The organism is Candidatus Pelagibacter sp. PS_17 (assembly GCF_059417945.1).
This window is the reverse complement of record NZ_CM182073.1, coordinates 857394-877899: the sequence shown is the minus strand read 5'-3', so window position 1 is coordinate 877899 and position 20506 is coordinate 857394. Positions and strand designations below refer to the sequence as shown.

Annotated in this window: 19 protein-coding genes; 11 read left to right on the top strand and 8 right to left on the bottom strand. The window is 33.0% G+C overall.

Features of this window, described 5'->3' with window-relative positions; all coding sequences use genetic code 11:
• Positions 1–6: 6 nt before the first annotated feature.
• The 7 genes from AC5SML_RS04740 to AC5SML_RS04710 all read right to left on the bottom strand — a co-directional run bounded on the left by AC5SML_RS04740 (position 7) and on the right by AC5SML_RS04710 (position 8893).
• Complete coding sequence (locus AC5SML_RS04740; protein ID WP_006997979.1) at positions 7–1431, bottom strand: FMN-binding glutamate synthase family protein; 1425 nt, start codon at positions 1429–1431, stop codon at positions 7–9.
• Positions 1431–2285 (bottom strand): GltB/FmdC/FwdC-like GXGXG domain-containing protein, encoded by an 855-nt coding sequence (locus AC5SML_RS04735; RefSeq protein ID WP_011282296.1) that lies wholly within the window; start codon positions 2283–2285, stop codon positions 1431–1433. Before AC5SML_RS04735 ends, AC5SML_RS04740 begins: the two co-directional genes overlap by 1 nt.
• The gene (locus tag AC5SML_RS04730) at positions 2273–3217 is read right to left on the bottom strand and encodes a class II glutamine amidotransferase (RefSeq protein WP_011282295.1); all 945 of its coding nucleotides are present in this window, start codon (positions 3215–3217) and stop codon (positions 2273–2275) included. The genes AC5SML_RS04735 and AC5SML_RS04730 overlap by 13 nt, the downstream gene beginning before the upstream one ends.
• Positions 3218–3241: 24 nt before the next feature.
• Positions 3242–4711, bottom strand: coding sequence for a glutamine synthetase family protein (locus tag AC5SML_RS04725; protein ID WP_027307086.1), 1470 nt, complete (start codon positions 4709–4711; stop codon positions 3242–3244).
• Between the two features lie 72 nt (positions 4712–4783).
• Positions 4784–6112: an NAD(P)/FAD-dependent oxidoreductase gene (locus tag AC5SML_RS04720; RefSeq protein ID WP_011282293.1), complete on the bottom strand. Its 1329-nt coding sequence runs from the start codon at positions 6110–6112 to the stop codon at positions 4784–4786.
• A gap of 99 nt (positions 6113–6211) precedes the next feature.
• Positions 6212–6562 carry a hypothetical protein gene (locus AC5SML_RS04715; protein WP_011282292.1) on the bottom strand — a complete coding sequence of 117 codons (351 nt, stop codon included), beginning with the start codon at positions 6560–6562 and terminating at the stop codon, positions 6212–6214.
• A 3-nt stretch (positions 6563–6565) separates the two neighbouring features.
• Entirely contained in the window at positions 6566–8893 is a 2328-nt protein-coding gene (locus AC5SML_RS04710) for a trimethylamine N-oxide demethylase (protein ID WP_011282291.1), read from the bottom strand.
• 115 nt (positions 8894–9008) lie between these two features.
• Here AC5SML_RS04710 and tmoX point away from each other — a divergent pair, with 115 nt between their 5' ends.
• The 6 genes from tmoX to tmoV all read left to right on the top strand — a co-directional run bounded on the left by tmoX (position 9009) and on the right by tmoV (position 14756).
• Complete coding sequence (tmoX, locus tag AC5SML_RS04705) at positions 9009–9953, top strand: trimethylamine N-oxide ABC transporter substrate-binding protein TmoX (protein WP_006997986.1); 945 nt, start codon at positions 9009–9011, stop codon at positions 9951–9953.
• A gap of 90 nt (positions 9954–10043) precedes the next feature.
• The gene (locus AC5SML_RS04700; protein WP_006997987.1) at positions 10044–10523 is read left to right on the top strand and encodes a hypothetical protein; all 480 of its coding nucleotides are present in this window, start codon (positions 10044–10046) and stop codon (positions 10521–10523) included.
• 34 nt (positions 10524–10557) lie between these two features.
• Positions 10558–10935: an MORN repeat-containing protein gene (locus AC5SML_RS04695; protein WP_006997988.1), complete on the top strand. Its 378-nt coding sequence runs from the start codon at positions 10558–10560 to the stop codon at positions 10933–10935.
• Between the two features lie 11 nt (positions 10936–10946).
• Positions 10947–11495, top strand: a complete 549-nt coding sequence (locus AC5SML_RS04690; RefSeq protein WP_011282290.1) for a hypothetical protein — start codon at positions 10947–10949, stop codon at positions 11493–11495.
• A 72-nt stretch (positions 11496–11567) separates the two neighbouring features.
• Positions 11568–12593, top strand: coding sequence for a trimethylamine N-oxide ABC transporter ATP-binding protein TmoW (gene tmoW, locus AC5SML_RS04685; RefSeq protein ID WP_006997990.1), 1026 nt, complete (start codon positions 11568–11570; stop codon positions 12591–12593).
• 9 nt (positions 12594–12602) lie between these two features.
• Entirely contained in the window at positions 12603–14756 is a 2154-nt protein-coding gene (gene tmoV, locus AC5SML_RS04680; protein ID WP_027307083.1) for a trimethylamine N-oxide ABC transporter permease protein TmoV, read from the top strand.
• Between the two features lie 32 nt (positions 14757–14788).
• Here tmoV and AC5SML_RS04675 read toward each other — a convergent pair whose 3' ends face one another.
• Entirely contained in the window at positions 14789–16120 is a 1332-nt protein-coding gene (locus tag AC5SML_RS04675) for a trimethylamine monooxygenase (RefSeq protein ID WP_027307082.1), read from the bottom strand.
• Positions 16121–16199: 79 nt separating this feature from the next.
• Here AC5SML_RS04675 and AC5SML_RS04670 point away from each other — a divergent pair, with 79 nt between their 5' ends.
• The 5 genes from AC5SML_RS04670 (at position 16200) to AC5SML_RS04650 (ending at position 20477) form a co-directional block, all read left to right on the top strand.
• A complete protein-coding gene (locus AC5SML_RS04670) occupies positions 16200–17228 on the top strand; it encodes a glycerol-3-phosphate dehydrogenase (protein WP_027307081.1) in 1029 nt (342 codons plus the stop codon).
• Positions 17222–17416 carry a hypothetical protein gene (locus AC5SML_RS04665; RefSeq protein WP_027307080.1) on the top strand — a complete coding sequence of 65 codons (195 nt, stop codon included), beginning with the start codon at positions 17222–17224 and terminating at the stop codon, positions 17414–17416. Before AC5SML_RS04670 ends, AC5SML_RS04665 begins: the two co-directional genes overlap by 7 nt.
• A gap of 6 nt (positions 17417–17422) precedes the next feature.
• On the top strand, positions 17423–17932 hold the full coding sequence (locus tag AC5SML_RS04660; RefSeq protein WP_027307079.1) for a TRAP transporter small permease subunit: 510 nt from the start codon (positions 17423–17425) through the stop codon (positions 17930–17932).
• Positions 17932–19263 (top strand): TRAP transporter large permease, encoded by a 1332-nt coding sequence (locus tag AC5SML_RS04655; RefSeq protein WP_011282285.1) that lies wholly within the window; start codon positions 17932–17934, stop codon positions 19261–19263. Before AC5SML_RS04660 ends, AC5SML_RS04655 begins: the two co-directional genes overlap by 1 nt.
• A 137-nt stretch (positions 19264–19400) precedes the next feature.
• The gene (locus tag AC5SML_RS04650) at positions 19401–20477 is read left to right on the top strand and encodes a type 2 periplasmic-binding domain-containing protein (RefSeq protein ID WP_011282284.1); all 1077 of its coding nucleotides are present in this window, start codon (positions 19401–19403) and stop codon (positions 20475–20477) included.
• Positions 20478–20506 lie beyond the last annotated feature (29 nt).

Sequence of the window (20506 nt, the reverse complement as noted above, 5' to 3'; positions counted from 1 at the left end):
TACCTCTTATATTTTGTGATAGTTATCAACACCAACAGTGAAGTTGGTTCCTGTTAAAGGAACTTTTGCTAGTGCAGAAGCTTCCATTGTTAGTGCAGCTAAATCCTCTGGTTCTAATGAGTGAATATTAGTTTTACCACAAGCTCTTGCTAAAAGTTGAGCCTCTAATGTCATTGCATGCAAGTAATTATAAACTCTTAAAGCAGCATCATCAGGATTTAATCTAGCTCTTAATTTAGGATCTTGGGTTGCAACACCAACTGGACAACGACCAGTGTGGCAGTGATAACAGTCACCAGCCTTAACACCCATTTCTTTTTCAAAGTTTGCTTCTGGAATATCTTTATTGCAGTTTAAGGCTATTAAAGCACCAGTTCCAATTGCTATTGCATCAGCACCTAAGGCTAAAGCCTTCGCCATATCAGCACCATCTCTAATACCACCTGCATAAATTAAAGTTACCTGTCCAGTTTTACCCACATCATCAATAGCTCTTCTTGCTTCTCTGATTGCAGCAATTCCTGGGATACCAGTATTTGCAGCAGCTATATGTGGACCAGCTCCAGTTGAACCTTCCATACCATCTAAAAAGATTGAGTCAGGATTACATTTTGCAGCCATACGAACATCATCATAAACTTTTGATGCACCTAGTTTTAACTGAATTGGTACTTTGTTTTTTGTAAGTTGTCTTAATTCTTCAACTTTTAAAGCTAAATCATCTGGACCTAGCCAGTCGGGGTGTCTTGCTGGAGATCTTTGATCAATACCAGATGGTAAAGATCTCATTTCTGCAACTTGATCAGTAACTTTTTGACCCATTAAATGTCCACCCATTCCAACTTTTTGTCCTTGACCAATAAACACTTCTATTGCATCAGCAAGTTGAGCGTGGTGAGGGTTAAACCCGTATCTTGATTGAATACATTGATAGTACCATTTTTCAGAATATCTTCTTTCATCTGGAATCATTCCACCCTCTCCTGAACAAGTAGCACTTCCAGCCATTGTTGCTCCTCTTGCTAAAGCAGTTTTAGCTTCATAAGAAAGCGCACCAAAACTCATACCTGTAATATATACTGGTATATCTAGTTCAATCGGGTTCTCACAATTAGGACCGATAATAGTTTTTGTTTCACATTTTTCTCTATAACCTTCAATTACAAATCTAGTAAGAGTTCCTGGTAGGAATACTAAATCATCAAATGTTGGAATTTTTTTCATTAATGCCATTCCACGCATTCTGTATCTTCCAAGTTGAGCTTTGATGTGAATATCGTCTATAACTTCAGGAGTAAAAATAGCATTGTGACCTAATAGACTTTTATTTCTTTTACCATCTTCATGTGCATGAACATCAGCTTTTCCACCAACACTACCTTTAGCTTTTTTTAATTTTTTTTCATTTTTTTTTGTTTTCTTTTTAGCCATTAGATAGCTCCTTTCTTTTCATGAGGTTCTAGATTGTCATAGTTCCAAAGTTTTTTACCAGCTACAATTTTAGTCATTTTACTAACATCAAATTTTTCACCAATTTCTGCAACTTTTAATTTTCGTTTTAACCAATCTTGATCACTAGCAGTTAGATCAGCAGGCACAGCATCACTTCCAAATGATCCTATTTTTCCACCAATAAAGATTGTGCCATCATACATAGAGTCACCTAAGTTTATTCCAACATCACCAAGAATAATTATTCTTCCTCTTTGCATCATAAAACCAGTGAACGCTCCAGCATCACCACCAACAATGATAGTTCCACCCTTCATGTCAATTCCAGTTCTTGCACCAACACTTCCTTTGCAAATTAAATCACCACCTCTTATAGCGGCACCAAAGCAAGACCCTGCATTTTTCTCTATAACAACTTTTCCTGCCATTAAGTTTTCTGCACAAGACCAACCAACTCTACCATTAATTCTAACAGTAGGTCCATCACATGAACCCATACCAAAATAACCTAAACTTCCCTCAAAAATTAAATTTAATTTATTTAAAATACCAACCCCTAAACTATGTTTACCTTGAGGGTTTTTAATAACAATTGTGCCAAATCCTTGGCTCATTAAGTTATCAATTTCTTTATTAGCTTCTGGAGCTGTCATATCTTTAACATCTAGCTCTGTTCTTTTATTAAAATCTACATCGTAAGTTCCAAAATAATAAAGGTTTTCACCTTCATCAGGATTAAAAAACTTTTGTTGAGTTCTTCCTGTTAAAACTTCTGAGTGCATACCCATTGACTGGGCTTTAGTTTTTTTCTCTGTATTCTTTAAATTTGCCATACTTTTACCTCTCCATCAAATGGATCATATGTATCTATCTCTTGTGGTAGAACTGATCTGATTGCTATTTCTTCTGAGCCCATTGCCACTAAATCATCTGACTCATAAAGAACCAAAGGTTTTGCAGCCATAGTATCTTTTGCCATTCCTAAAGAATCTTTAGTTGCAACAAAATATGTAAACACTCCATCAAGACCTGTTAATGAAGCTTTCATGCCCTCTTCAAGGCTTGCTCCTTCTTTCATTTTTTGAGCAATATAAACCGCTATTAATTCTGAATCGCACTCAGACATAAATCTCATGCCTTTATTTTCAAGCATTCTTCTATTGTTCCAATAGTTAGTTAACTGACCGTTATGAACTACTGATACATCACTGAAAGGATAACCCCAAAAAGGGTGGGCTGATTTAATATCTACACCAGATTCTGTAGCCATTCTTGCATGGCCAATTGCATGAGTTCCAACTACTTTACCTAAATCATACCTATCAAGAACCATTTGAGCATTTCCTAAATCTTTAATTACCTCTAAGGATTTTCCCATAGATAAAATTTCAACACCTGGAATACTTTCAATCTTTTGTGAAAATTCTAGTAGATCTTTTACATCATAATCAAGCTCATATCTCAAAGAGTAGGGTAAAATTCTTTCCTCTTTTACTATTTTAGCACCTAGTTCAGATAAATATTGATCAACAATTTTCTTTCTTTTGTCATAAACAGAAACATCTTCCATTATGGATGAACTTCCTTCACCAACATTTTCTCCAACTTTAAAACGCATGATAAAATTTTTACCATCAGTATCTCCATACAAAGCATAACCTGTAGAATCTTCTCCTCTATGTTTTAAAGCTTGAAGCATTCCTTGTAGCTCACTTCCTACATTGGATGATTTTCCTCTATGTATTAATCCTGCTATTCCACACATATATTTCCCCTATTTTATTAAAGATTACGGTAGACAATCTAGATAAGTATCTAAGTCCCACTGAGTTGTTGCCCCTAAAAATCTTTCCCATTCATCATTTTTATACCAATGGAAAACTTTATACATTTCATCTGGCATAGCTGCTTTGATCACTTCATCTTCTGCCAGACGATCTAAAGCTTCACCTAGACTCAAAGGTAATTTTTTAACTTCTTTACCAGCTGCCTGAGCATCGTACATACTTCTAGATTCTGGTTTTCCTGGATCAATATTATTTGTTATCCCATCATCAAAACATTTCAATAATCCTGAACCCATCAAGTAAGGATTATGCATTGAGTCAACTGAACGATATTCAAATCTTCCTGGTGCAGAAACTCTTAATCCACATGTTCTGTTTTGAAATCCCCAATCAGCATAAACAGGAGCCCAAAAACCTGTATCCCATAATCTTCTATAAGAGTTTACAGTTGATGATCCAATTGCAGTTAATGCACCTAAATGTTTCATTACTCCACCAATTGCTTTTAATCCAACCTTACCTGGTAACTGAATATCTTTAGTATCAGGCATAAAGTAATTAGTTCCACCTTCAACATAAGTGAAAACTTCATCCATCGCTGGTATTGATTTGTGGGATAATTTATTAACTTTATCTTTTCCACCTTTCCACAAAGACATATTAGTATGACAACCACTTGCTGACACTCCCATAAAAGGTTTTGTCATAAAGCAAGCTATCAAATTAAACTCTCTTGCAACTTGAGCACAAATTTGTCTATAAGTTGAAAGTCTATCTGCATTTCTTAATACGTCATCATACATCCAGTTTAATTCTAATTGTCCTGGTGCATCCTCATGATCACCTTGAATCATGTCAAAGCCCATTGCTCTAGCGTATTCAAAAACTTTCATAAATACTGGTCTTAACGACTCGAATTGATCAATATGATAGCAGTAGGGTTTAGAAAAACCTTTACCTGTTGGTGAACCATCTTCATTTTTAGTTAACCACATCATTTCAGGCTCTGTTCCAACTCTTAATTGGTAGCCGTGTTTCTTTTTAAATTCTTGAGCGTGTATTCTTAAATTTCCACGGCAGTCTGAAGTTAAGTGTGCACCTGGGTTTTCTCTTTCTTCTCTATTTCTAAAGCAAGTAACAAACACTCTTGCAACTTTTTTATCCCAAGGGAGTTGGCAAAAAGTTTCAGGATCAGGAATACCAACTAGCTCTTTTGCTTCTGGACCATAACCAATATAATCTCCATGACGATCAACAAATAAGTTAGCTGTAGCACCGTAAACTAATTGAAAACCTTTTTCGCAAGTTCTTTCCCAGTGATCAGTAGGAATACCTTTACCTACAACTCTTCCAGTTACTGAAATAAATTGAAAAAAAATATATTCAACACCTAGCTCATTAATCTTAGCTCTAACTTGCTTTACTAATTTGTCTCTACCAGGTTGTCTTACGTGTCTATCTAAATCTGTCATTATCTCTCCCTCTAATGAATTTTTATTTAACGAACCGTAACTGAAAAATTTATTAGTGTCTAGGCTTGAAGTTTAACTCCAAGGGAACGGACTGTTAGAAGTTGGGTGAAGTTCACCTTTCTCGTAACGGTTGAATCTAAACGGTTTTAATAAATCACTTTCAGTTCCAAGAATTTCTTTTGCAACAAGTTCACCAACACCAATCATTTTGTAACCGTGGTTAGCATCAGCAATCATGTAAACATTTTCTAAAAATTTATCAAAAATTGGAAATGAGTCAGGGGTCATGCAACCAAGTCCACCTGAAGGGCCTTTTCTATAAAGATCAGATTTTCCTTCAAATCTTTTTTGACAATGAGCTAAAGCTGAGCACCACATATCATTAAACTCTTCTGTAGTTTGAAATTCAGGAGACTCAATTCCATAGGGGTCAACATTAACTTTATCAAAATGTTTATCAACTATGTAGGGTGACGTTCCACCTTGTACTCCCAAACCTTCGATATCAGGTTTATAATAAATTCCCCAAATTTTATCAGTAATTAATTTTTTTGTTTTATCAGAATATAAAGGAGCCGTAGAATCGACATGAATTACAGGTGGTTGACCACCATTATCCATTTTTAAAAAATCCTCATCAACACCAATTACACCTTCCTGTAGCATCCAGTATTTCCACATTTCAGTTTCATGAAATTTACCATCTTTATCTTTAATTTTTGCAGTTTTTGGTAGCTCTAGCATATTCCAAAAATCTCTCACCCAAGGACCAGCACCAACAACAACTTGATCGCACTCAATAATACCTTTGTCTGTTTCAACACCTGTAACAGCTTTACTGTTACTACCTCTTTTAAAACCTGTAACAGTTACCCCTTTAACAACCTTGACCCCATTTGATGTTGATTTTTCTTCAAGCGCTTTTATAGAATCTTTATTAAATGCATAACCACCTTTTTTTTCATGAAGAACTGAAGTTATCCCTTGAGCTTGCCAGTCACCAAACATATTTTTCATATACTTCATGCAGTCTGCTTCACCTTCTATAAATTCTGAATCATATCCTATTGCTTTTTGTTGTTTAGCTATTGAAGCAACATCTTCGTGCATAACTTCCGGTGAAATTTGCAAATAACCGACAGAGTTATATTTAAATGCTTTGGGATCACTTTCCCAAACCGATACTGAGTGAGCCATTAATTCTCTCATAGCGGGCTGAAAATAATTATTTCTAACAACACCACAAGCAATTCCACTTGCACCTGCTGCGATATCTTTTTTTTCTAGAACAACTATGTCATTTTCGTTTTTATAAGTTTCAGAAAGTTTCCATGCTGTACTTAAGCCATGAATCCCACCACCTATAATTACGACTTTTGCTTTTTTTGGTAAAGTTGACATAGCAAAACAATATTTTTTTGGATAAAAAAAAATACAATTTTTTATAGATCTATAAATTATATATATAAATTATATATTATAGATTTTTTTAAAAAGTGACTAATAACTTAACTTTTGCAGTGTATTTAAATATTCTTTAAACTCATTAATAAAAGTCTCACTAGGCACTATGTTTTTTATTCGCTGGTCAGTTGAAGTCTTTTCAAGACGAAAGAATCCTTTTTCACAAGCTTCATTAATAATCAATGCAGATTTTGGTCTAGAAGTTTTGAATAGTTTTGTCTTTAGCCCTTCAACAGATAACTTTTCATTATGTTTGTAAGCTGACATTACAAGTAGCATCATATGATAATGAGAAGGGGATTTTCTAAAAAAATAGTTGCTTGAAGTATGGGATTGCTTCATTTGGTCTTCCCAAAAACTTAAAAGATCTTTACTGTTATTAGGCATTTATTACGCTCTAACTCTTGATTTTGTTGGATCGTAGAAAGGAAAAGGTACAACTTTCGCTCCAATTCTTTTTTGATGACCATCAAGTTTACCAATTTCAACTTCAGTTCCAATCTCAGAATATTTTACATCTATTCTACAAAGCGCAATATTTTTTCCAAGTTTAGGGGATAGCATTCCACTTGTTATTACACCTACTTGACCACGACCTACATGAACACAATCTCCATGTAATGCCGGTTCATGACCTACTAATTCCAGACCAACTAATTTTTTTTGTGGATTTGCTTTTCTTTTAATTAATTCTTCTTTACCTATAAAATCATCTTCCTTAGTTTTAAGTGGAACTGTAAAACCAATTCCAGCTTCAAATGGATCTGTTTGATCGTCAAACTCATAACCATAAAAAATAAGGCCAGCTTCTATACGAACCATGTCTAAAGCTTCTAAACCTAATGGGGTAATATCAAACTCTTTACCAGCTTCCCAAACTTTATCCCAAACTTCTGCAGCATCTTTTGGATGACACCATATTTCATAACCAAGTTCACCCGTGTAACCTGTTCTTGAAATAACAATTGGCGTACCTGTTTCATGATCTATTCTTGCAATATTAAATCTGAACCATTCAAGTTCAGTGATTGATGGTTGGATTGGCGCCGTCCATACAAACTTTTCTAAAATTTTTCTACTATTTGGACCTTGAACGGCAATGTTATGAATATGATCTGTTGCAGATTTTATCCAAACTTTGTAATTTTTCTTCTTAGCTTGTTCTTTTAACCATTCACCACTGTATTCATCTCCACCGATCCATCTAAAATTATCTTGTCCTAATTTAAATAAAGTACCGTCATCTAGCATACAGCCATTTTCATAACACATAGCTGTATAAACAACTTGTCCGATAGATAGTTTTTTAACATTTCTAGTAAGTGTGTATTGCATTAAATTTTCTGCATCAGGTCCAAGAATTTCAAACTTTCTAAGAGGTGATAAGTCTGTTGCAATCGCACTTTCTCTACAAGCCGTATACTCTTTTATTGTTCCTGAATTTGTAAAATTATTAGCAAGCCAAAAACCTTTATACTCAACAAAATTTCTTGTTAGCTCAGAAGTTTTTTTATGAAACCCTGTCTCTTGTGTTAATTTAGGCTCTGAGTCTGTTTTCATTCTAAATGCTATTGCTTTTGAATATTTTTTTTCCTTTGAATAAGTCCTAACAAAAATATCAGTTGGATTCCAGCCATTTGCAGCATCTACATCACATGGGCAAGCAGAGGATATACAAGTTAAATCTTTTAAAGCCCTAAACAAAACATAATCCCCCGGTCTTGACCAAGGCTCATCAAAAGATGCAACATTATTAGCGTCAATAGCAGTATTGAAAAAAAGATTTATTGCAGACCAGCTTTTTCGAGAATTGATGTCATATTTATCCAGCCTATTATTAAAATTATCTGTACAATTTATGTGCCCCATATATCCCATGTCTTCATAGTATTTTGATGTGCAAGCAAGATTGAAAGTATCATGTCTTCCAACGGTATCTCTCACAACTTCAATCATAGCTTCATGATCGCCGTCATAAAACTTTGAAAATAATCCTGGCCCAGGGTAGGCACCACCCATAAAGGTTCGTGTTGTTTTATCATCAATAATGCTTTCAATACCGTCATTTAATTTTTGTGTATCAAAAGCTAAAAAATCAGAACACTGTCTTCCACCTGGATCAATTATTTGAATATATTCACCAGCTTTAACACTGTAGGTTTCAGCAGTTCTTCTTTTTACAAGTTGTTCTATAATTGGATCACTAAGTGGATCTGGTAAGATAAATTGTTCATCAGTTTCAATAAATTTAGCTTTATTTAAATAAATCGTTAAATCTGTTGGAGGATTTTGTTCATGAACATTCATTGCATCACCAGGTGCAGCAATCATTACAATGCATTTATCTTTTGAGGTTAGTGTTATTTTTTCACCCATCAAGCAATCATCGTTAAAAATGATAGATGCTTTAGCATTACTTAAATTTAAGTTTTTTTTCTTTAAAATTTTTGAAATTTTTTCATCGTTTGAGATAGTTTTTTTTGAAAAATCTGCGTTAGAATTTTCTTTTAAATTTAAAATAGATAAATCAGATTTACCTTTTGAATTAAAAACAATTATTTCACAAATTTGTTTTCCTTCTTCATTTATTATTTCTATTTTATCTTCTGGTAAAACTTCTATAATTGATAAACCTCCACCTCTTACAAAATATCTTTCAACTCCAGGTGGTAACGTTCTTAAACCAGGACTTCGTATATCTTTACTAGTATGTAGCATTGCCAGTGTAAATTTTGATAAATTACCTTAAGCATAATATATTCATAAGGGATTGACTATAAATTTAATAAATGAGAACATACTTTTATAACTTAATATTAAGGGAGAGAGAATAATGAAAAAAATAGTATCATTAATGTCTGCCCTAGTAATTTCAGTAGTAAGTTTCGCTGGAATTTCTAACGCAGCAGACAGTAAAAAGCCCATCGTAATTCCAACTCATAACTGGTCAAGCCAAATTGTAATGGCTCACGTTATTGGTGGAATTTTCGAAAGTATGGGAAATAACGTAAAATACGTAAATACTGATTCACAAGCTGTGTATGAGTCAATTCGTCTAGGTGATGTAAGTTTATCTCATGAAGTTTGGGAATCTGCTTTTGGTAAATCATTTACTACAGCGCTTGATAAAGGTGGTTTAGTTGATTGGGGAGATCATGAAGCTCGAACGCTTGAAGATATGGGATATCCAAACTGGGTTGCTGAAAAAGGATTATGTCCAGGTCTACCAGATTGGACTGCTTTAAAAAATCCAGCTTGTGCTAAAAACTTTACAACACCTGACTCAGGTGGAAAAGGAAGAATGTTAGAAGGACCTCAAACTTGGCATGGAGATTTGATACCTCAAAGGGTTGATGCTTTAGGCTTAGGAGATCTTTGGACAGTTAAATTTGCTGGAAGTGCAGATGCACTTTGGGCAGAATTAGTAGCTGCTGAAAAAGAAGGAAGAGGAACTATAATATTCAACTGGACACCAAACTTTACAGATGGTGCTGGTTTTACATTTATAGACTTCCCTCCATATACTGCTGGTTGTAGACCAGAAGATGGTGGTGACGGTAAATGTGGTTCGCCTGATGGTTACTTGAAAAAAGCTGTAAATGCAGACTTTCCAAAAACTCATCCAGCTGCGGCTGCAACGTTTAAAAAGATGTCATTCTCTACAAGTCACATTGGTGCAATGGCTGCTTTAGTTGACGTTGACAAAATGACTCACGAAGATGCAGCTAAAAAGTGGCTTGCAGATAATAAGTCAGTTTGGACTCCTTTTACTAAATAAGGATATAAACAAATAATTTAAGATCTCCCCCAATATTTATTGGGGGGGATTTTTTTATAGGTAATTTTTCAAGAAACATTCATATTATTAATGAAAAAAATTATACAAGTTATGAAATATTTTTTTTACATTTCCATAAGTTTATTTGTTTTTAATTTTTCTTTAGCACAAGATGTGAATATAGAGGAAAATATTAGTCTTAGCTTTGTATGTGAATTAGAAAAAAAAATAGTTAAGAATGCAGAATATAATTATCAAACTTTTTTAGCTAAGGATTTAGAGGATAAAGATTTAGATAAATTTGAAATCAATGCAAAACAACCAAAAACACTTTTAATAAATGGATTATCTTCATTTCTTTCAAAAAAAGAAAAACTAACAGTTAGAATAGTAAACAAAGACGTAGTTTTATTTAAAGCTATTGATGAAGAAAAAAACTACTCTGAATCAGGAATTATAAATAGAAAATCTGGTGAATTAATTCATGAAATTACAAGAGACATGAAAAGTGAAAACTCTGAAAAAGATATTTCTTTTTATTCATGTAAAAAAAATGAGAAAAAAGTCTGATTTTTTTTTATCTAATTTTGTGTAAAATATAATAATGAAAAAATATCTTATTTGTATTATTTTAAGTTTTTTAACCACATCTATAGCCCTAGCCCGAAGTACCGGATGTAAAGAGGGAAACTGTGAAAACGGCTTTGGAAAATGGGTGTACACAGATAAAACCACCTATGAAGGAGAGTGGGTTCAGACGCAAAAAGAGGGTAATGGAACTGAAACTTGGCCAAATGGCTATATTTATAAAGGTGAATTTAAAAATAGCGAATGGAGTGGTCAAGGTATTTTAACTTTTCCTGATGGCTCAACTTATGATGGGGAATGGACTAATGGCTTCATGAATGGTGAAGGAAAATTTACCTGGTCCGATGGAAAGGAAAAAATAGGAATTTGGAAAAATGGGAAGTTACAAGAATAATTAAAATAATAATGGAAAAAAAATATTTAGATAAATTAAGAAACTTACCTCATGCACTTAATCAATTTGTTGGTCTTATTTCAGTTACCGTTGTTGTAATTTTATTTTTTGTAACTCTAAATATCTTTTTTGGTCAAGGAGATGAATTAGTTAAAAAGATGAAAATAGAAGAAGAAAGAATTGCAAAAGAAAGAAAACTAAGTGAACTGACATCAAGTCTTCCATCAGGTATTTTAGTAACTTTTGATGGAACGAATCATTTTAAATTAACAGATGAATTGTATGAGGCAGTTTGTAATGCAACAAAACTTATTCCACAACGTGCAATTATGGGTGCAAATTTTTTAAATTTTAAGGCACATGAAATTTATACTAAGAATGGAAATCTAATTGATGAAACATTTGTTAAATGGGACAAAGACAAAAACAAATGTATTACAGGTTATACGGTAAGTGGAAATAACATTGGGATAGATGAAACAATTACTGTTACTGGTGAAGCTTTAAGTTTTTTAAGTACTGGTATTGATACAAGAGTTTATTTTATTAAAAATTTTTAAGGAGGAAAAACAATAAATAAAAATAATATACAGTGTATTTTATTTCTATTTCGTATAACTTATTAATACATTATGAGCGATCCTGTAATTAAATGTGAATCAGTTTACAAAATTTTTGGCTCTAACGCCAAGAAGATGCTTCATGAAGCAAATGGAAATGTGGATGCAAAAACATTTCAAGATAATGGGTGTATAGTTGGTGTAAATAATGCCTCTTTTGAAGTTGTAAAAGGTGAAATGTTAGTTGTGATGGGGCTATCTGGTTCAGGAAAATCAACATTACTAAGATGTATTTCTAGATTAACAGATGCAACAAGCGGAAAAATTTATATAGACGGTCAAGATTTACTTACACTAAATAATAAAGAATTAATTGAACTTAGAAGAAATAAGATGGGAATGGTTTTTCAAAGTTTTGCTTTACTGCCTCATAAAACAGTTGTTGAAAATATTGCTTTTCCACTTCAAATCAAAGGGATTAAAACTCAAGATAGCATCAATAAAGCAATGGAAATGGTTAAACTTGTAGGTCTTGATGGAAGAGAAAACTACTTTCCAAGAGAACTTTCTGGTGGACAACAACAAAGAGTAGGTATTGCTCGATCATTAGCGGTTGAGCCCGATATTTGGTTTTTAGATGAACCATTTTCTGCATTAGATCCATTAATTAGAAAAGAAATGCAGGATGAATTTTTAAGACTTCAAGAAAAGTTACAAAAAACAATTATGTTTATTACTCATGATTTTGATGAGGCATTAAGACTTGCTGACCGTATTGCAATTATGAAGGATGGAGTTATTGAGCAATTGGATACACCCGCCAACATTGTCTTAAATCCAGCAACTGAATATGTAAGAAAATTTACCGAAGAAGTACCTAGGGGAAAGGTTCTAAAAATAGCAGATCTAATGGAAAAACCAGAAACTGAAAATTTAAGTGATTTCAAAGTTTCGAAAAATGAAATAATTGAAAATGTGGCTGAAAAAATTTTAACTCAAGAAAAATCTGTAGCTGTTACAGATGAAAATAATAAAATTGTTGGAAGCGTTCACCCCTCAAAAATAATTCATACTGTTTTTTCAAGGGAGAAAAAATAAAGGCAAAATATGGAATTATTAAAAAAATATCCAAAATTTTTTCAATGGTTATTTTTGTTAATTGTATTTTTTAGCTTATGTTTTGCAATAGAAGTTCCTGAAACTTATAATTTTATAAGAGGCCAAGCCGAATTCATTAAAGACCCTAATCAAAGTACTTACACATTATTTGGTGCTGAGGTGAGATATTATGCGTTTGATGTTTTTTGGAGACTACCACCTTTACTTGGATGGTTGCCTATTTGGATAAACGATTCTTTATTTTTTTTAATGAATGAATGGATGCCAATGGAGTTTTGGAATGAAGACATTCAAGAGTTCAGAACTCAACCTCTACTTTTACAAATTACAAGAAATTTAACTTCATTTATGACGTTTCTTATAGAGTTAATAAGAGAAATTTTATTAGGAGGTGTTGAAACAATTGTTTCATTTAGTAGTTGGGATTGGATAGATGCAAATCCATGGGCAGAACTGCCAGGATTACCTTGGACAATCGTTACAGCAGGTGCGGTAATACTTGGATATAAATTAAGCGGTAAAGGCTTAGCTTTATTTGCAGGTTTAGTCATGATTTATATTTCTGTTTTTGGTCAATGGAAACCTTCGATGCAAACTCTTTCTTTTATATTAGTAGCAGCACCACTTTCTTTTCTTTTTGGTTTAACTTTTGGAGTTATGGCATTTAAAAGCAAACGTGTAGAAAAATTCTTATATCCAATACTTTTGGTTATGCAAACTATGCCTCAATACGCAGTATTAGTTCCTGCAATTGTTCTTTTTGGCATTGGTGATCATGCTGCAGTTATTATAACTATGGTTGTAGCGGTTCCACCAATGATATTATTAACCTTGTTAGGTCTAAGAGGAATACCCTCTGAGGTTATTGAGGCTGGTAGAATGAGTGGGTGTAATAATTGGCAACTGATGACTAAAGTATTAATTCCTACTGCTAGAAGAGATATTTTAATTGGAGTTAACCAGGTCATAATGGTGTGTTTTTCTATGGCAGTTATTTCAGCTTTTATAGGAGCAAAAGGTTTAGGGTTTAATTTATTATTAGCATTAAACCAGCTAAATATTGGATTAGCATTAGAGGCTGGTTTATGTATTAGTTTGATTGCAATACTTTTGGATAAGATGTCCTTAGCTTGGGCAAATAAGCAAATAGATTATTTTGGTAACTTGACTTATTTTCAGCGTAATAAAAATATATTATTTTTTGCAGCTGCTGTAATTCTAGGAATTATTTTTTCATATCTGGGGTCATTTTATTTTAAAGATGGGTCTAATTATTTATTTGAAGTTCCTCACAATAAAGGAATATCAACAGCAGATTTTTGGAATAAAGGTGTGGATTGGATTTGGGATACTTTCTTTCATACTTTAAAGATTTTTAATACTTGGTTGATAGTAGATGTGTTGCAACCCATGAGAGCTTTATATTTAAGAATGCCAGCAGTTGCTACTTTAGTTTTAGTCATTGGAGCGGGTTATATAATTGGAGGAATTCGTTCAGCTCTTGTAGTGGGCGGATTAACTTTATTTATCGCATTGAGTCCTTGGTGGGATAGAGCTTTAGTTACATTGTACATGGCAACTTTTGGAGTTTTTATATCCACTATAATTGGATTTACAGTTGGAATTATATCATTTCAAAACAAGCATACTGCAAATTTTATGCTGGGCGTTTGTGATATCTTTCAAACCTTCCCTTCGTTTGTATACTTAATTCCTGTGATGATGCTTTTTGGAGTTACAGATACTTCAGTATTAATTGCTGTAATAGTTTATGCAACTATACCTGCAACAAGGTATACTATTGAAGGTTTAAGAAGTGTTCCAGAAGCTTTACATGACGCTGCCACAATGTCAGGTGTAACTAAAGTACAAAGGTTATTAAAAATTGAATTCCCTTTAGCTTTTCCTCATATGATGCTTGGTTTAAATCAAACAATTGTATTTGCTTTGTTCATGGTAATTATCGGGGCTTTTATTGGAACAGAAGATTTAGGACAGTACATTCTAAAAGCTCTATCTGATAAAAAGGGTGCAGGTATAGGATTGACATTGGGACTTTGTGTTGCTTTTATTGGCCTAATATTTGACCATTTAATCAGAACGTGGGTTGGAAAAAGAAAAAAACACCTTGGTATAGGATAGCTAACATTTTCTTAAACTAGTTAATAAATTTTTTATTTATTTAAAAATGTTTTTAAAGAGTCGTCCATAGCTTCTTCCCATGGTGTATGGTGAATTGGTCCAACAGAGCCTGTCACTGGTGAAGCAAATGATTTATTTCTATAAGTCATTATATTTTCCACTTTATGATGTTCCCATTCTTTAAAAGTTTTTCTAATTAATTCAAAATCAATTTTAGGATAATCAGATAAATCATGAAGTTCTTTGGTGTACTCAGTTTGAAAATCTATCATTTGTTCAGGATTTTCTAATTTTTCTTCCATTGATACCCATTTATTAATATCTTTTTCAATTTCAGATTCATTTGGAACTTTAATTTTCCCCATTATAACATCCCTTGCAAACCAAGCCTGACAATCAAACATATTAAAAGTATGAAATTGATCTTGCATACCTAAATACATTAATTTGTGATTATTTTGCCAAACCACACCTTTGTATAGCATCGGAGGATACAATCTATTGCCAGTTTTTAATTTAAGATCTTCAGATATAAAAGGGAAATGATGAAGATATCCAGTACATAAAATTACAGCATCTGCTTCTTGCACGTGGCCATCTTTAAATATTGCCTTATTCCCCTCAAGTCTATCTAGATGAAAAACTTCTTTCATACCTTTGGGCCATTTAAATCCCATTGGATTGTGTCTATAACCAATAGTAACACTTTTTGCCCCATACTTATGACACTGAAGAGCAACATCTTCAGCAGAATAACTACTTCCTAAAACAACAACATTCTTGCCTCGAAATTCTTCTGCATCTCTAAAATCATGAGAATGCATTATTCTTCCAGGAAATGATTTCATTCCAGGATATTCTGGGATGAATGGAACCGAAAAATGACCAGTAGATACAATTACGTAATCAAAAATATCTTTCGAAATTTTGTCATTTTTTTTATCTCGATAAGTAACCTCAAAGTTACTGTTTACATAAGAAATATTAGTAACAGAGGTGTTAAATTTTATTTTAGATTTTATATTTCCCTTTTTAACTCTACCTAAAATATAATCATATAAAACTGCTCTAGGTGGAAAAGAAGGAATTGGTTTTCCAAAGTGTTCATCAAATGAGTAGTCAGCAAATTCTAAACATTCTTTAGGGCCGTTTGACCAAAGATATCGATACATACTATTAGGTACAGGGTCACCGTATTGATCAGATCCAGTTCTCCAACTGTAGTTCCATAATCCTCCCCAATCTTCTTGCTTATCAAAACAAACTATTTCAGGTATTTTTTCACCATTTTTTTCTGCTTGTTCAAAGGATCTTAAAGCGGACAAACCACAAGGGCCAGCGCCAATAATAGCTACTTTTGTCATAATATCATCTCTCTCTATAAATTTATAACTGTACTTTACCAACAAAATGCTAAAAATTAATATAAAAAAATACTAAATTATGAAAAAAATTATTATTATTGGTGCTGGAGCAATGGGATCAGCTTTTGCTGTACCATGTCTTGAAAACCAAAATGAGGTAACACTCGTTGGTACGCATTTAGAAGATGATTTAATAAATAATATTAAATCTAATAACAATCTTCATCCAGCTTTAAATATTGAATTACCATCAAAATTGAAGGTAGAAAAATTTGAAAAATTACAATCAATACTTGAAGAGGGAGTAGACATCATGGTTGCTGGAGTTAGCTCGGTAGGAATTGAATGGTTTGTTAAGCAAATTACAAAGAGCTACAAAAAAAATCTTCCCATTATTTTATTAACCAAAGGCCTGGCTATTGAGGGAAATGAATTAATAACACTTTCAGATAAAATTAAAAAACTTCTCAAAGATGAAGGTCATACACAAGTAAATATTTCAGCGATTAAAGGACCCTGTTTGGCAGCAGGTCTTGCATATAAAATGAGGACAGGCACAGTTATTGCAAACCCAGATATCAAAGAAACTGAAAAATTAAAAAAAATTATATCAACAGATTACTATTCAACAGAAGTATCAGATGACTTAACTGGCATTGAATTATCAGGTGCAATTAAAAATATTTATTCTATGTTAATTGGAGCCTCAGAAGGGTTAAGTAATTCAAAAGCACCTAAAGAAATTCAATCTAAATATTATTTAAATACATCAGCCTCATTAATTCATAGATCAATATCTGAAATGGTTGAGTTTGTTTCTTTCTATGGAGGAAGACCTGAAACTGTTTATGGCCTAGCTGGTTTAGGTGATTTATATGTTAGTGCAATAGGAGGAAGAAATAGCTTGATGGGAAAATATTTAGGTGAAGGATACCTTTATAAAGAAGCTAAAGAAAAATTTATGAAAAATATTACAGTTGAAGGTGCACAACTTGCATTGGAAATTGGTCCTAAAATTTTACAAGATCTTAATTCTAAACATTTTCCATTAATGTTTAGTATGTTAAATACTATATGTGATAATAAGAAATTAGAAATTCGATGGTAAAAAATATATTAATATTTGTTTTTATAATACTTGGAATGGTGGTTATTTTAAATTTTAGTGACCATAATCTTAAAAGAGCAGTAGATGCCTGTTTAGCTGGAAGCCAAAAACTATCTAAATCTAAAATTACTGATCTTGAGGAAGCTAAAAAATTTTGTGAAGAAGAAATTAAAAAAAATAAAAAATAGAAATTTATGCCAAAAATATTTTCAATTTATGTAAATATAATAGACAACATTTGTGTCAAAGTTGGCAGATTTGTAATGTACGGTGTTTTTTTTATGATGTTTCTTTTAATATTATCTTTCGTTACGAGAAACATTATTAACTATCCTTTAATGTGGATTATAGAGATGGCTCAATTTACTCTTACAGCGTATTATTTACTTGGGGGTGGCTACTCGATGATTACTGATGATCATGTTAGAATGGATTTATTCTATGGGAAGCTATCTACAAAAGGTAAAGCTAAAATGGATGTTTTTACAAGTATTTTCTTGATTTTTTTCTTGGTAGTTCTTCTTTATGGCTCTATTTCAAGTTTACAATATACATTGGAATACAAACAAAAACTTTTTACTGCTTGGGCGCCTTATCTTTGGCCCATAAAATCTTTGATGTTACTGGGTATACTCTTGATGTTACTACAAGCTTTTTCAATGTTAATTAAAGATATCGCAAAAATTAAAGGTATTAAAATATAATGCTAGCTCAATATCTAAGTTATGAATTTATTGCATTGTTCATGTTCATAACGATGTTGGCAATGATGTTTACTGGTCAAAGAGTGTTTGGTGCAATTGGATTTGTGGCTGTTATTTCAGCATTATTAGTTTGGGGAAATGGAGCTATTGAAATGCCATATACGGCTACATGGAAACTTTTTAAGTGGTATCCAATGCTTACGCTTCCACTTTTTATTTACATGGGTTTTATGATTTCAGAGTCAGGTATTGCTAGCGATTTATATAAAATGTTCCATGTATTTTTTGGTGGAATAAAAGGAGGCTTAGCAATTGGTACAATGTTCATGATGGTTGGAATTTCAGCTATGAATGGATTAAGTGTTGCTGGTATGGCGATTGGAGCAACTATTGCTCTCCCTGAAATGTTAAAACGAAATTATGATAAACGAATGATTACCGGTGTCGTTCAAGCAGGAAGTTCGTTAGGAATTTTAATACCTCCAAGTGTTGTGATGGTTCTTTATGGTATGATCGCACGTCAACCAGTAAGTAAACTTTGGCTTGCAGGACTTTTACCAGGTCTTTTAATGGCTACCTTATTTATAATTTATATTTATGTAAGATGTCGTCTTCAACCTGAATTAGGTCCTGTATTAAGTGAAAAAGAAAGAAATATTCCACTTAAAGAAAAACTAAAACTTTTAACAGCTGGAATAATTCCATTTGTAATATTTATGTCCATGACTGGATTATTCTTAATGGGTATAGCAAGTTTAGTTGAGTGTTCTGCTGTAGGTGCTTTACTTGCAACTTTAGCATCCATTTACAAAAAAAGATTTACTCGAAAAGTTCTTGATACAACACTTAGAAAAACTCTTGGTGTTTCTTGCATGTTTATGTGGATAATATTAGCTGCACTATGTTTTGGAGCGGTATTTGATGGACTTGGTGCTGCGCGTGCAATTGAAACTTTATTTATAGAAAGATGGCACTTAACTCCTTGGGGAGTTTTAATTATGATGCAACTTTCATATATATTTATGGGAATGTTTTTAGATGATACGGCTATGTTGGTTATAGTGGCGCCACTTTATGTACCTCTAATTATCTCATTGGGATTCGATCCAATCTGGTACGGCGTTCTTTACACAATTACATGTCAGATTGCATATATGACCCCTCCGTTTGGTTATAATTTATTTCTTATGAGAGCAATGGCACCAAAAGAAATAACTTTATCTGATATTTATAAATCTATTACACCGTTTCTCTTAGTGATGCTCTTAGCATTGATTTTGGTTATGGTTTTTCCTCAAATTGCAACTTATCTTCCAAATAAGTACCTATAAAAAATAATAATACAACTTTAGGTTTTAAAGTTGAAAAAATTATCATTTAGTGGAATAAAAAATTTCATTTTTTGGTTTAATCATAATTTTTTTTATAATAGGGTTTAAAAATACTTTTTAACTAATAGGGAGAGTTAATGAAAAAAGAAAAAAAAATAATAACAAGTAAGAGGCGATCGTTTATTAAGAAAGCTGGCTTGTTAACTTTTGGTGTAGCAGGAGCAAGTGTTGTTAAAGCACCTTACGCTTATTCTGCATCAAACCCAATTAAATGGAGGCTTCAAACATATTCAGGGGCTCCGCTTGGTGCACATGTTATCAAACCACAAATTGAAGCATTTAATAAGGCTGCTTATGGTGAAATGGAAATTGAACTGTATTATGCGGATCAATTAGTTCCTACCGATGAACTATTCAGAGCCATGCAAGCAGGAACTCTAGATGCCGTACAAAGTGATGATGCTACAATGGGATCACCAGTTGATATCTCAGTGTTTGGTGGATATTTTCCATTTGCAACTAGATACAGCTTAGACGTTCCAGCTTTATTTAAATATTATGGTTTAAATGAAATTTGGGATGAAGCTTATAGTGAGGTTGAAGGTGTTAAATGGTTGAGCACAAGTGCTTGGGATCCATGTCATCTTTTCACTGTAAACAAAAAAGTTACTTCTTTAGCAGATATGAAGGGCCTAAGAGTTTTTGGTGTTCCTACTGCTGGAAAATTCTTGGCGCAATACGGTCTAATACCAGTTACGGTTCCTTGGGATGATGTGGAAGTTGCTATGCAAACCGGAGAACTAGATGGTGTTGCTTGGTGCGGGTTTACTGAGGCATATGAAGTGGGTTGGGCTGATATCTGCAAGTATGCATTAACTAACTCTGTTACAGGAGCATGGTTTGGATCTTACTTTGCTAATCAAAAAGCTTGGGACAAATTAAGTCCAAAACTTCAGGCACTTTACAGAATGTCTATTAATGACTCTCATTATTATAGACAAGTTTGGTATTGGGGTGGAGAAGCTGATCTTCGTGTTAATGGGAAAAAAATGGAACTAACAAGTCTTCCTGATAATGAATGGGCTAAAGTCGTAAACGACTCTAAAGCATTCTGGGATGAGACTTCAAGTATTAGTCCAAGAGCTAAAAAAGTTGTGGATGCATTTAAGTTATATGCAAACACAATGGAAAAAGCTGGATACCCTTATAGATAATAAATATTTTTTAGGCGCCTCAAGAAAGA